Origin of the sequence: Thalassobacillus pellis, assembly GCF_016908295.1 — a bacterium.
In the GTDB taxonomy this organism is placed as follows: domain Bacteria; phylum Bacillota; class Bacilli; order Bacillales; family Halobacillaceae; genus Thalassobacillus; species Thalassobacillus pellis.
The window spans coordinates 1,162,306-1,175,667 of the sequence record NZ_JAFBDO010000001.1 but is presented as its reverse complement, the minus strand read 5'-3'; the positions used below and the strand labels follow the sequence as shown (position 1 = coordinate 1,175,667).

Genomic DNA, 13,362 nt, shown 5'->3' with positions numbered 1-13,362 from the left:
CACGGTATATTTTTTGCATCTTTGTTATTTTATCACAGGTTTACATAAAAAAATAGACAGGGAAAAGTCCCTGTCTACTATAAATTATCTAGGTTAAACGGAGTAGTTCGGAGATTCCTTTGTAATCTGTACGTCATGGGGATGACTTTCCCGCAATCCTGCACCTGTGATGCGGATGAACTTTCCGTCGTTACGCAGGGTTTCCAAATCTGGTGTACCACAGTAACCCATTCCCGAACGAAGGCCGCCTACAAGCTGATGCAGGGTATCAGCCAGTGGCCCTTTATAAGGAACGCGTCCTTCAATACCCTCAGGGACAAGTTTTTTCTTCTCTTCAGAATCCTGGAAGTAGCGATCCTTCGAGCCTGCTTCCATTGCACCGACTGACCCCATTCCACGGTAAACCTTAAAGCGGCGTCCCTGGAAAATCTCTGTTTCGCCAGGACTTTCGGATACTCCTGCGAACATGCTTCCGATCATAACGGCATGTGCGCCTGAAGCAAGCGCCTTGACGACATCCCCGGAATACTTGATACCGCCATCGGCTATGACTGGGACATTATACTTCCTGGCTTCTTTGGCACAATCATAGACAGCGGTGATTTGAGGAACACCAACGCCTGCTACCACACGGGTTGTGCATATCGAGCCTGGACCGATTCCTACTTTGATGATATTAGCACCAGCTTCAATTAATTCACGGGTCGCTTCTTCTGTTGCCACATTACCTGCAATGATATTGACATGGTCATGCTTGGCCCGAATACGCGCTACCTGATCAAGAACGCCTTGAGAGTGACCATGGGCTGTATCGACAACCAATGCATCAACGCCCGCCTCGACAAGCTTATCCACACGAGTCATGGCATCAGCCGTGACTCCGACTGCCGCTGCAGCCAAAAGCCGGCCTTGTGAATCCTTAGCGGAATGAGGAAATTCGATCACTTTTTCGATATCCTTAATGGTGATCAGGCCTTTTAGCACATCATGTTCATCGACAAGAGGCAGTTTTTCGATTTTGTACTGCTGCAAGATTTTTTCTGCTTCATCTAATGTTGTACCAACTGGTGCTGTTACTAGATTTTCACTGGTCATGACGTCAGAAATCTGCATGGAATAGTCATCAATAAAACGAAGGTCACGATTGGTAATGATGCCAACCAGGCGCTGATTCTCTTCATTATCGACAATCGGGACTCCGGAAATGCGGTATTTACCCATCAGATGCTCTGCTGCAAACACCTGGTTTTCAGGTGTCAGGTAAAATGGGTTTGAGATAACCCCACTTTCGGACCGCTTCACACGATCAACACGTTCCGCCTGTTCTTCGATGGACATATTTTTGTGGATGACACCAAGTCCTCCCTGGCGTGCCATGGCAATTGCCATTTTTGCTTCAGTGACCGTGTCCATACCGGCACTCAAAATTGGTACGTTCAATTTCAGACTCGGTGACAGCTCCGTAGCCACTGACACATCCCGAGGCAAAATTTCCGATTTTGCCGGAACTAGCAGTACATCATCAAACGTCAAACCTTCCTTGGCGAACTTATCTTCACGCATGCTCGATCCTCTCCTTTTTTCATGGTTAAATAGTTTGGGATAAAATGGGTTAAGCTAGTGGTAGCAATGACTGACATAACTTCTTATTGTTATTTACAATACGCCAACAATCCGGCTTTTTCAACCGTAAAATCATGGATGAACGGGAGCATTCCGTTGTGAGAGGGGAAAGTGTTTTGAGACAGAATAATCAGTCTTTTCTAACATATTTACAGGCTGTTCCGAATGCCCGGAAATTTCTTGCTGGCAGCTATGAAAGACAGGGGAAGGAACAAGCGAGTCATAAAGCTTATAAAAATAGCGACCGTTTCTGCTATTTCTTAGAACACGGCAAGACTTTCCTTGCTGCCGGCCGAAACTCTCCTGCCACCTTACAGCCAGTGCTATTATTCTACGGACTTGGACACTTGTTGAAAGCCTGCCTGCTCGTCAGGGATCCGGATTATCCCCCATCCACTAAAGTATTGGCTCACGGGTTGACGACAAGAAAAAAGAAAAAGCAGAATTATTCCTTTCTCCAGGATGAAGTGAAAATCCAGCCAAATGGCTTATTCGCCTATGCCTGTTCCACTCTATTCAACTGCTCTCCTTTTCAAAATGATAAAACGAACATGGACCAGCTGCTGCGATTGATACCGGAAATGTCTCCTATCTATCATTGGAAAGGGAGCATTCCCTTATTGGAAATGCTGGCGGCCGGTGATACTGCAGTCGAGCTTCCCCTGAAAGCGCTTGATGGTCACTCTCTTACAGAACGGAAATTGAAACAGCGATTCTCCCGTTATAATTTTTCCAATTGGGCGCTGGAGGATGGCAAGGTTAAAATAGCTTTGCAAGAACCATTAGTTCCCTATTTGTCCCATCCATTCTATTTCTCAAGTACTTCCCATCATTTTTATACTTCATTATCCAGAGATGCAATGGACCATCTCCCTGAAGTGATGATCCATTATATCGTCCTTTATAATTTGAGTATGATTTGCCGCTATGAAGTCGAATGGTGGATGGATCTGCACCAAATTCGAGACACTGAGGATTACTCATTTGTACTTGCCTTCATGGAAGTGACAGCTGCCAAAATGGAAAAGATGATAGCAGCCTGGCTACAATCGGAAAACAATGCAGGATCTTAAAGGCAAAAAAATAAGGCCGCTCCATAGGAACAGCCCATCTTATCAATCCAGTATTTCCTCAATGAAGATATCCTGGAATTCTTTCAATTGAATAATATCATTATTTTCCAGCCTGACCATCGGCCTTGTCGGCTGGGCCGATTCGACGAAAATGATTTCAGCTGTCTGACCGTCAGATAGCTTCACTTTTGTTCCAGTCGAATAGTTGGTCATGCTGTCGATAAACATTTGGACAACAGTTAGTTCGAACTGTCCAAACTGCGCCTGGATCATTTCTTCGAGCACTTTGAAGGGAGACTGCTTTTTACGGTAGGGGCGTTCAGAAGTCATGGCATGATACATGTCGCTCACCGCAATGATTTTCGCGAATTGATGGATTTTCTTCCCTTTCGAACCAAGGGGATACCCGCTACCGTCTAAACGTTCATGATGCTGGAGTATCCCAAGCTTAGCCCCATGGCTCAATGCTGTTGTATTTTCTATCATCCGGTAGGAATAAGTGGGGTGTCTTTTCACTTCTTTATATTCTTCTTCTGAAAGGGGTTCCTGTTTAAAGTGCAGTCGCTTGTCCACTTTTGCCATTCCACAATCACTTAACAGTCCTGCTAGCCCGAGCTGGATACACGCCCCGTGGCTCAGCTTCAGTTTTTCTCCTAAAAATGCAGCAATCACGGAAACTGCTACGCTGTGATGGAAGAGATAATCATTTTTTGTTGAAAAGTGATGGAGCTGGAAAATATCTTTTTTTGACCCCTTCGCAAATTCCAGTAAGGGCATAATCCTATCCCGTATTTGCTGGATATCGACAGGGGCTCCTCCCTGCCAGTTGTTAAACCATTTTCGGTAATCTTTTACTGCTTGCAGGTATTTTTCTGTAAAAGAGACCTCCGTTACCATCTCCGCTTTTTGAGCTGTTTCTGCCTCTTCCATTGGATATTCAGGAAAGAATGGATCTCCTGATGATAGCTTAGGTCCGACTTCCACATGCGGTACCATGAATTTTTGAAGCACTTTGATATGTATATCCTGGACAACGGTGTTTTTCGGAACCAACGGACGATTAGTCTTGCCGATCACATCCCTGGTAATGATGCAGCCTGGTATGATTTGCGTTGGATGTACCCGCACCTGTACTCCCCCTTTATATTTGATGGATGGGAATTCAGTCTGTTTCAACTGATAAAAAGGACTCTCAAATATTTCAAATCCCACTCCATCTTAATCATTAATAACAATTGGAAAAACTCGGATTTTCGCCAAGTACTTATCGCGAAAGCCTTAGTTTTGCTTATACTTTAATCCTTTAACAAAGTTAAACTTTCTTAAAGTGTCAGAAAAGGCTGCCCCATAACGTGACGGGGCACTGCTATGGGACAGCCATTCTGCTGTAACTCTATCCAGTTGTTCTACTCATCTTCGGTTTCTGTGTCCTCAGATTCAGTTTCCACGTTTTCTTCAATCACTTCATCTGCTGCTTCAACTGCTGCTTCCATTTCCTCTATTTCTTCTTCCTCTTCAGGTTCGAGTACTGCTACTGTAGCAACAGCTTCTTCTTCCTGTAGTCGGATAAGACGGACCCCTTGTGTGTTACGGCCAGTTTCTGAAATACCTTCGATCGGCATCCGGATCAACACACCACTTGCTGTGATGATCATGACATCTTCATCTCCGGTCACAGCCTTCACTGCGACAACCTTGCCATTTCTTTCTGTCAGGTTACAAGTCAAAATTCCTTTACCGCCACGATTGGTGATTCTGTATTCTGATGCTGGCGTTCGTTTACCGAAGCCTTTATCAGTCACAGTAAGGACTTCCAGGTCATTTTCGATGATTTCCATCGAAACCACCTCATCTCCTTCACGGAGGGAGATCCCCTTGACTCCAGCTGCTGTCCGGCCCATTGTCCGGACTTGGTCCTCATTGAAACGGATCAGCATACCGTTATTCGTGCCGATCATGATATCCTTTTCGCCATTAGTCAGACGGACAGAAATCAATTCATCCTCTTCGCGGAGATTAAGAGCAATCAGACCGCCTTTTCGGATATTGGCAAACTGGGATATAGAAGTCCGCTTGGAGACACCTTTTCTAGTCGTGAAGAAGAAATACCAGTCATCCACGAAATCTTCTACGGCGATGACGGCATTGATCCATTCATCCCGTTCGATTTCAAGCATGTTGATGATCGGAATTCCTTTTGCTGTCCGGCTGAACTCCGGCACCTCATAGCCCTTCGCTTTGTATACCTTCCCTTTATTCGTAAAGAAAAGTAACGTATTATGCGTCGATGTGGATAATAGGTGTTCCACGAAATCATCTTCATGGGTCCCCATACCCTGGACACCGCGCCCGCCGCGTCGCTGCGTTCGGTACGTGGATGCAGGAAGTCGTTTGATATACCCTTGATGGGTAAGCGTCACGATAATTGTTTCGACAGGAATCAAATCTTCATCTTCAATAAAGTCTGTGCCTCCGACGACAATTTCTGTACGTCGCTCATCATTGAAACGTTCCTTGATTTCGGTCAATTCCTCACGGATGATTTCCAATACTTTTTCTTCATCGGCGAGAATCGCTTTCAGTTCGGCTATTAAATCAACCAATCCCTTATATTCCTCTTCAATTTTTTCCCGTTCTAAACCGGTCAGACGCTGCAGACGCATATCTAAAATCGCCTGAGCCTGCTTTTCTGACAGCTCAAAACGTGTCATCAAGCCTTCGCGCGCAATCTCGGTCGTCTGTGATTCACGAATCAGTTTGATCACTTCGTCAAGATGATCCAGAGCAATCCGCAAACCTTCCAGAATATGAGCCCGGGCTTCTGCTTTTCGGAGTTCATAAGCTGTGCGGCGTTTGATGACTACTTTCTGATGATCCAGATAATGCTCCAGACATTGTTTCAGATTAAGCACTTTCGGCTGTCCGCCAACCAATGCCAGCATATTGATCCCGAAGGACGTCTGTAAGGCTGTTTGTTTATATAAATTATTTAAAAGTACGTTCGGGTTGACGTCTTTACGCAGTTCGATGACAACCCTCATGCCGTTACGATCTGATTCATCACGGAGATCGGTAATACCGTCGATCTTCTTATCACGGGCAAGCTCTGCGATTTTTTCCACTAATCGCGCTTTATTGACCTGGTAAGGCAATTCGGTAACAATCAGACGGGATTTACCGTTTGCCTGTTCTTCGATTTCTACTTTTGCCCTTATGGTAATGGAGCCTTTACCAGTTTCATAGGCTTTCCTTATACCACTAAGACCGAGAATCTGTCCGGCAGTAGGAAGGTCCGGTCCATGAATATGGTTTTCCATCAATTCCTGAATAGTAATGTCTTTATTCTTACTTACAGCAAGCACGCCATCAATGACCTCGCCTAGCTGATGAGGCGGGATATTGGTCGCCATACCGACCGCGATACCGGATGTACCGTTTACAAGCAGGTTTGGAAAACGGGATGGGAGTACGATTGGTTCTTTTTCGGCCCCATCATAGTTATCGGTGTAATCGATTGTATCTTTATTGATATCACGCAGAATTTCCATCGAAATCTTGGACATCCGGGCTTCGGTATAACGCATGGCAGCAGCCGCGTCACCATCTACAGAACCGAAGTTGCCATGCCCGTCTACAAGCATGTAACGATAGTTGAAATCCTGTGCCATACGTACCATCGTGTCATAAACCGCCGAGTCACCGTGGGGATGATACTTACCAATGACCTCACCGACGATACGGGCTGACTTTTTATATGCCTTGTCGGAATGCATGCCAAGGTCGTGCATGGCATATAATATACGGCGATGGACAGGCTTTAGTCCATCACGGACGTCCGGCAAAGCCCTTGCTACGATGACACTCATCGCATAGTCGAGAAATGATGTCCGCATTTCCTGACTGATATTTACTTCCTGGACGCGTGGACGATTTGGTTGATCCACCATGAAATTACCTCCTATCACAGATGAGGAAGGAAGACTGCAAATCTGCTGCAGCCTTCATGTATTGTCATCCATCAAAGTCCCGGACTCATGTAAAGTGGGACTGTTTTTGTGATTGTTTATTGTATCTGCTGGTTGAAGATGTGTTTCAGCTTAGCCCGACCTTTAATAGAATCAGACATCGAGATTTTTGACATATTGTGCATTATCCTGGATAAAGTTACGCCGTGGCTCCACCTTGTCCCCCATCAATATATCGAAAATTTCATCTGCTTCAATGGCATCTTCCATATTGACTTGTTTTAGTGTGCGGGTTTCCGGATCCATGGTTGTTTCCCAAAGCTGCTCCGGATTCATTTCCCCAAGACCCTTGTAGCGCTGATAGCCTGGTTTCGGAGATTTCGGCAGCTCAGCCAGTAAGGCATCAAGCTGTTTATCGCTATACGTATAATGAATGGCTTTTCCTTGTGTCACTTTGTATAGCGGCGGCTGGGCGATATACACATAGCCGCTTTCGATCAATGGCCGCATGTAACGGTAGAAAAAGGTCAACAGTAACGTTCTGATGTGGGCACCATCGACGTCGGCATCAGTCATAATGACAAGCTTATGGTACCGGGCCTTAGAAAGATCGAATTCTTCACCGATCCCGGTTCCAAGCGCTGTGATGATTGCGCGCACTTCATTGTTGGAAAGAATCTTGTCCAGCCTTGCTTTTTCCACGTTAATGATTTTTCCCCGCAATGGAAGAATCGCCTGAAAGTGACGGTCTCTCCCCTGCTTTGCGGATCCTCCGGCAGAATCACCCTCAACGATATACAATTCAGAGATTTTCGGATCACGGGAAGAACAGTCAGCAAGCTTACCCGGCAGGTTGGATACTTCCAGAGCATTCTTTCTCCGTGTCAATTCACGGGCTTTCTTAGCCGCCATCCTGGCACGGGATGCCATCAAACCCTTTTCTACGATACTTTTCGCCATGGATGGATTTTCAAACAGAAACTTGGAAAAAGATTCTGAGAAACAGGCGTCTGTAACAGTTCTCGCTTCACTATTTCCGAGTTTCGTTTTCGTCTGCCCCTCAAACTGCGGATCCGGATGCTTGATGGAAATGATTGCGGTCAATCCTTCCCGGACGTCATCCCCTGTTAAGTTCGGGTCTGTTTCTTTAAACATATTGTTCCGGCGGGCATAATCGTTGATCACACGAGTTAAGCCGGTCTTAAAACCTGATTCATGAGTACCGCCCTCATACGTATGAATATTGTTCGTAAACGAATAGATGTTGCTTGCAAATCCGTCATTATACTGAAGAGCAACTTCGACAGTGATTCCATCCTGTTCGTCCTCCGCATAGAACGGCTCATGCAATACTTCCCGCGTCCTGTTCATATGCTCGACATAGGAAACGATTCCACCCTCGTAATAAAATGTCTTTTTCTCGGATTCATCACGTTTATCCAGAGCGGTTATCGTCAATCCTTTATTCAGATACGCAAGCTCCCGCAGACGATGGGCAAGTGTGTCATAGTTGTATTCCTTCGTCTCTGAAAAAATCTCCGGATCCGGGTCAAAATGAATACGTGTTCCCGTGATATCCGTATCTCCGATCACTTCCAGCTCACCAATAGGAACGCCGCGCTCAAATTTCTGGTAATGGACTTTTCCATCACGATGAACAAACACTTCCAAATAGGTGGACAACGCATTTACGACAGAAGCCCCGACACCATGGAGGCCGCCTGAAACCTTATATCCGCCGCCGCCGAATTTACCCCCGGCGTGGAGCACCGTCATGATTACTTCCACTGCAGGGCGTCCAGCTTTCTCATGCATACCGACAGGAATTCCCCGACCATTATCCGTGACGGTGATGCTGTTATCTTCTTCGATGATCACTTCAATTGTGTCACAATAGCCGGCCATCGCTTCATCGATACTGTTATCGACGATTTCCCATACAAGATGATGCAGGCCTTTTTCATTGGTGGAACCGATGTACATTCCCGGGCGTTTACGTACAGCCTCCAAACCTTCCAGCACCTGTATCTGGTTTTCATCATAAGACTCGATATTTTTCATTGCTTCTTCACTCACGGTTTTCACCTACATTCCCTCCAGAAGTTTATGTTCTCATCCTGGAAAAATAAATCCATAACCTGTACTGCTATCGCAGCAACGTTATTTCATGCTTCTTCGTCGATGATTTTTTCTGAGAAATCTTCCAATTTATTTAAAGTAGCCATCATGTTGGCACGTTTTTTCAAAGTCATCACAGATAACGGACTGAAAAAAATCTCATCCTGGGTAATGACAATTGCCTTGGCATCTTGGGCCTGATTTTCGATCACATTTTTATTCTTCCGCTGATTGAAAATCATCTCTTCGATGATGGATGAAGACGATATTAAGTTATGATCAATTATTGCTACTACATCCTTTGAGCGGATTACCTGGTCATCACCAATATGAATGAACAACCTTCCACCTCATTTCTCTGTTTCGATTGTGCCATTATCAACACGGAAAATCTCTGCCCCGGCCATTGCCTCATGATTGATTCCATCAATGCCCGTGGTTGAAACAAAAGTCTGGACCTTTCCCTGGATAGTCTGCAGCAAATGGGACTGCCTGTAGTCATCCAGTTCACTCAAAACATCATCCAGGAGCAGGACTGGATATTCACCCACTTCATTGTGAATCAATTCGATCTCTGCAAGTTTCAGAGATAAGGCTGTCGTCCGTTGCTGCCCTTGTGAGCCGTAGGTCTGGACGTTCTTTTCGTTGACATGGAAGAGGAGATCATCGCGGTGGGGGCCTGCCAATGTCGTCCCACGGTCGATTTCCTTGTCTTCTATTTCCGAGTACTTTTCTTGATATCTATTAACTATTGTTTCCAATTTCATATCTTCTGATACTTGTACACTTGCCTCATAGTGTATTTCCAAAGTCTCAAGCGATCTGCTGATGCTTTTATGGATCGGGCCTGCCCAATTCCTGAGCAGCTTCAAGAATTTAAAGCGCCTCTCAAGGATAGTTGCCGCATGCTCAACCAGCTGGTCGGTCAGCACATAAAGCATTGTTTTGTCCGTCTGTCGGTGCCGCTGCAGGTCCTTGAGCAGATGGTTCCGCTGTTTCAGCACCTTCACATACTGGGCAAGATGATAAATGTATGCAGGCTGGATTTGACCGATTTCCATGTCAATAAACCTACGACGCACCTGAGGACTACCTTTCACAAGGTTCAAGTCTTCAGGTGCAAACATAACTACATTCAACGCCCCGATGTAATCACTGAGACGTTTCTGTTCCAAATGATTGAGTTTAGCTTTTTTTCCTTTTTTCGACAAAATTATCTCAAGCGGAAAACGACGATTCCTTTTTATAACACTACCTTCTATTTTAGCATACTCTTGGCTCCATTGGATAAGTTCCTTGTCTCTTGGCGTCCGATGAGATTTCGTAAAAGCTAAAAGGTAGATAGCCTCCATAAGATTTGTTTTCCCCTGGGCATTTTCTCCTATGATGACATTAATTTTATCGTCAAACTGTAATTCAATTTGATTGTAATTCCGAAAAGAACGCAGCTTGATTTCTTTGATATGCATGCCAATATCCTTTCTGCCAGTAACCGATCAGTTCTCTTTAATTACCTCGAAGGTACCTGCCTCAGGAATTTCCACCCGATCTCCGGGATACAGTTTTCGTCCGCGGCGGTTTTCAAGAGAATCATTCACATAGACCTCATAATCAGCAAGGAACAATTTCACCATTCCGCCCGATTCCACTACATTCGCAAGCTTAAGGAATTGGCCAAGCTGGATATACTCTGTAGTAATTTCTATTTTATCGTGCATTTTCTCACCCTAATTCATATAGTTTGACCTTCTATCTATTTTACTAAAGAAATGCCTGAAAGAAAAGAGAGCCTACTTTATGACGCATGGACAGCAAAAACGGAAGAGCCCGACGCTATTATCGCTTATAACGCCGCTCTTCCGTTTTTAGTGATTTCGTTTAATATGTCCGTACAGGCAAGATCAGCTGCAATACTTGGTCATTATCGATGGCACGGATTAAAAATGGCCGCATGGCGCCGGTAAATTCAACTTTTACCTGATCAGTTCCGAGTGCTTTTAACGCGTCCATCATGTATTTGGCACTGAAGGAAATTTTTAACTCTTCCCCTTCTATCGATTCTGCACTTACTTCTTCCACGACATTTCCCACTTCAGGTGAGTTCCCGTTAATTTCTACTCTGTTATCTTCTTTGGTAATCAGACGAACGACATTGTTACGGTTCTCCCTTGCAAGAAGAGATGCACGGTCAATCGACTGTAAAAATTCTTTGGCATCGATGATAACAATTGTCTTGCTTTCATCAGGGATCAGGCGGGATGTTTCCGGATAATTCCCATCAAGCAGCCGTGATAGAAAATAAAGATGCTTCGTACGGAATAATACTTGGTTATCCGTAATGCTTACTTCGATATTTTCCTCGGAATCTCCCAAAATTTTATTCAATTCAGTAAGGCTTTTACCAGGGATAACCACACTTCCGAATGTAAGGTTTGATTCTAAAGGAAGTTTTCGTGAAGCAAGACGATGACTGTCAGTGGCTGTAAATTGCAGTTCTCCATCCTCAATTTTTACGTTAACACCTGTGAGAATTGGCCGTGTTTCTGAAGTTGAAACAGCGAATACGGTCTGTCTGATCAGGTTTTTCAACAAATCGATTGGAATTTCGAAGCTTTCTTCTGTATGTAATTGTGGCAATTGTGGATATTCCTCTGCATCCTGGCCATTCAAATGAAATTCAGCACTGCCGGAACGAATTGTTACGTTCCTGCGGTCATCCGTTTCTATTTCAACCGTCTTTTGTGGAAGCTTCCGCACGATATCCGGGAAATACTTTGCCTGGAGGACGATGCTGCCTGGTTCGATCTGTTCGACATGGACAATGCCATCTTCTTCTGCAGGGATGAAAGATTCGATAGAAATATCTGAATCACTTCCAGTCAGTTTGACCCCTTGTTCACTCGCTTCTAATTTCATACCGGTCAGAATTGGAATTGTCGTTCTTGAAGATATGGCTTTCATTACATTTTGGACACTGTCCATCAACTGATCTCGCTGGATAATGAATTTCATGGAAAAATTCCTCCTAAAGAATCGTTATTTATATATATTTTATTAATAAAAAAATAGTAATAGTAGTAATAGGGCCTGTGATTATGTGGATAACTTCAGAAATTACCAGGAAACAAAGTCTATCCACATGTGGATAGACTGTTGGCAAATAAGAATCATTTATACACATATTCAGTATGAGTGCTAATTAATGGGATTTCAAACGCTCTCTGATTTCATCCAATTCCCTCTGAAGATTCTGGTCCTGCGCAAGCATTTTTGAAATCTTTTCGTGAGCGTGTATGACTGTGGTATGGTCTCTTCCCCCGAATTCTTCCCCAATTTTAGGCAAGGAATAATCGGTCAGTTCCCTGGAAAGAAACATGGCGATCTGCCGCGGGAATGCTACCTGTTTTGTCCGCTTCTTCGCTGCAAAATCTTCTAATCTCACATGATATTTTTCCCCTACCATCTCTTGTATATCTCCAATTGTAATAACTTTCGGCTTCGAGCTTGGAATAATATCTTTTAATGCCTCGGCTGCCAGAGAAGCATTTATATCACGGTTGATCAATGAGGAATAGGCAACTACGCGGATTAACGCACCTTCCAGCTCACGGATATTCGTATCAATTTGATTGGCGATATAAAGCATGACTTCGTTTGGGATGTCGAGTCCTTCTGCTTTAGCCTTTTTACGCAGAATGGCAATTCGCGTTTCGAGATCTGGAGGTGTGATATCTGTAATCAGCCCCCATTCGAAACGGGAACGAAGCCTGTCTTCCAGTGTCGGAATTTCTTTGGGCGGTCGATCACTGCTGATGACGATTTGCTTGCTTTCCTCATGCAGTGTATTGAATGTATGGAAGAACTCCTCCTGAGTTTGTTCTTTTCCAGCTAAAAATTGAATATCGTCGATTAATAGGACATCAACACTGCGATATTTATTACGAAAATTGACGGCTTTGTTGTCACGGATGGAATTAATGAATTCATTCGTGAACTTTTCAGAAGATAGATAGACTACTTTTGCATTCGGATTATGATCCAGAACATAATGGCCGATCGCATGCATCAAGTGGGTTTTTCCCAGGCCGACCCCCCCATATATGAACAAAGGGTTATAGGCTTTGGCTGGAGCTTCCGCTACCGCCAGAGATGCTGCGTGGGCAAACCTATTGCCGGATCCGATGACGAATGTATCAAATGTATATTTCGAGTTCAGCATGCTTTGGGGGGACTCGTCTCCGTCATTTTGTTTTACTTCCGGAATTTTTTTTGCTGCCAGCTTCACTTCATCAAGAGACTGGTCTTTGTTTTCAGGAATTATGAATCTAGTTTCGAGTTCAGCCCCAGTCACTTCATATAATGTTTCACTGATTAATTTGGAATATTGGTTTTCCAGCCAGTCCCTTGCAAATTCATTGGGAGCGACGATCGTCAATGTATTTTCTTTTAAAGAATCAGCTTTTGTTGCCTTCAGCCAGGTTTCAAAGCTTGGCTTGCTGATTTTTTCTTTCATTTTCTCAAGGGTACCATCCCAGAGTTCGTGGATATTTTCCAAATCCCTTCACCCCTTTCATCCAGTTGCA

General features: G+C 44.4%; 10 protein-coding genes. 1 reads left to right on the top strand and 9 read right to left on the bottom strand.

The annotated features are described in order from the left end of the window. Positions 1 to 93 precede the first annotated feature (93 nt). The gene (gene guaB / locus JOC33_RS05435) at positions 94 to 1,563 is read right to left on the bottom strand and encodes an IMP dehydrogenase (RefSeq protein WP_205091432.1); all 1,470 of its coding nucleotides are present in this window, start codon (positions 1,561 to 1,563) and stop codon (positions 94 to 96) included. Positions 1,564 to 1,739: 176 nt separating this feature from the next. Between guaB and JOC33_RS05430 the strand changes: the two genes are divergently transcribed. Beyond that, positions 1,740 to 2,696: a YaaC family protein gene (locus JOC33_RS05430; protein ID WP_205091431.1), complete on the top strand. Its 957-nt coding sequence runs from the start codon at positions 1,740 to 1,742 to the stop codon at positions 2,694 to 2,696. Positions 2,697 to 2,738: 42 nt separating this feature from the next. Here the strand turns inward: JOC33_RS05430 and JOC33_RS05425 are convergent, their stop codons facing one another. The 8 genes from JOC33_RS05425 to dnaA form a co-directional block, all read right to left on the bottom strand. Continuing rightward, entirely contained in the window at positions 2,739 to 3,824 is a 1,086-nt protein-coding gene (locus tag JOC33_RS05425; protein WP_205091430.1) for an HD domain-containing phosphohydrolase, read from the bottom strand. Between the two features lie 278 nt (positions 3,825 to 4,102). Next, the gene (gene gyrA / locus JOC33_RS05420) at positions 4,103 to 6,643 is read right to left on the bottom strand and encodes a DNA gyrase subunit A (RefSeq protein ID WP_239533977.1); all 2,541 of its coding nucleotides are present in this window, start codon (positions 6,641 to 6,643) and stop codon (positions 4,103 to 4,105) included. 171 nt (positions 6,644 to 6,814) lie between these two features. Beyond that, positions 6,815 to 8,722 carry a DNA topoisomerase (ATP-hydrolyzing) subunit B gene (gene gyrB / locus JOC33_RS05415; protein WP_205091556.1) on the bottom strand — a complete coding sequence of 636 codons (1,908 nt, stop codon included), beginning with the start codon at positions 8,720 to 8,722 and terminating at the stop codon, positions 6,815 to 6,817. 104 nt (positions 8,723 to 8,826) lie between these two features. Further along, the gene (gene remB, locus JOC33_RS05410) at positions 8,827 to 9,120 is read right to left on the bottom strand and encodes an extracellular matrix regulator RemB (protein ID WP_205091429.1); all 294 of its coding nucleotides are present in this window, start codon (positions 9,118 to 9,120) and stop codon (positions 8,827 to 8,829) included. 9 nt (positions 9,121 to 9,129) lie between these two features. After that, a complete protein-coding gene (gene recF / locus JOC33_RS05405; RefSeq protein WP_205091428.1) occupies positions 9,130 to 10,248 on the bottom strand; it encodes a DNA replication/repair protein RecF in 1,119 nt (372 codons plus the stop codon). 27 nt (positions 10,249 to 10,275) lie between these two features. Then, positions 10,276 to 10,497, bottom strand: a complete 222-nt coding sequence (yaaA, locus tag JOC33_RS05400) for a S4 domain-containing protein YaaA (protein WP_205091427.1) — start codon at positions 10,495 to 10,497, stop codon at positions 10,276 to 10,278. Positions 10,498 to 10,657: 160 nt separating this feature from the next. Then, on the bottom strand, positions 10,658 to 11,791 hold the full coding sequence (gene dnaN, locus JOC33_RS05395) for a DNA polymerase III subunit beta (RefSeq protein WP_205091426.1): 1,134 nt from the start codon (positions 11,789 to 11,791) through the stop codon (positions 10,658 to 10,660). A gap of 187 nt (positions 11,792 to 11,978) precedes the next feature. Next, positions 11,979 to 13,334 carry a chromosomal replication initiator protein DnaA gene (gene dnaA, locus JOC33_RS05390; RefSeq protein WP_205091425.1) on the bottom strand — a complete coding sequence of 452 codons (1,356 nt, stop codon included), beginning with the start codon at positions 13,332 to 13,334 and terminating at the stop codon, positions 11,979 to 11,981. Between the last annotated feature and the right edge of the window lie 28 nt (positions 13,335 to 13,362).

Coding starts and splice junctions, on each gene's coding strand:
- guaB (WP_205091432.1), bottom strand. CDS start 1,563: ATGCGTGAAGATAAGTTCGCCAAGGAAGGTTTGACGTTTGATGATGTA.
- gyrA (WP_239533977.1), bottom strand. CDS start 6,643: ATGGTGGATCAACCAAATCGTCCACGCGTCCAGGAAGTAAATATCAGT.
- gyrB (WP_205091556.1), bottom strand. CDS start 8,722: ATGAAAAATATCGAGTCTTATGATGAAAACCAGATACAGGTGCTGGAA.
- recF (WP_205091428.1), bottom strand. CDS start 10,248: ATGCATATCAAAGAAATCAAGCTGCGTTCTTTTCGGAATTACAATCAA.
- yaaA (WP_205091427.1), bottom strand. CDS start 10,497: ATGCACGATAAAATAGAAATTACTACAGAGTATATCCAGCTTGGCCAA.
- dnaN (WP_205091426.1), bottom strand. CDS start 11,791: ATGAAATTCATTATCCAGCGAGATCAGTTGATGGACAGTGTCCAAAAT.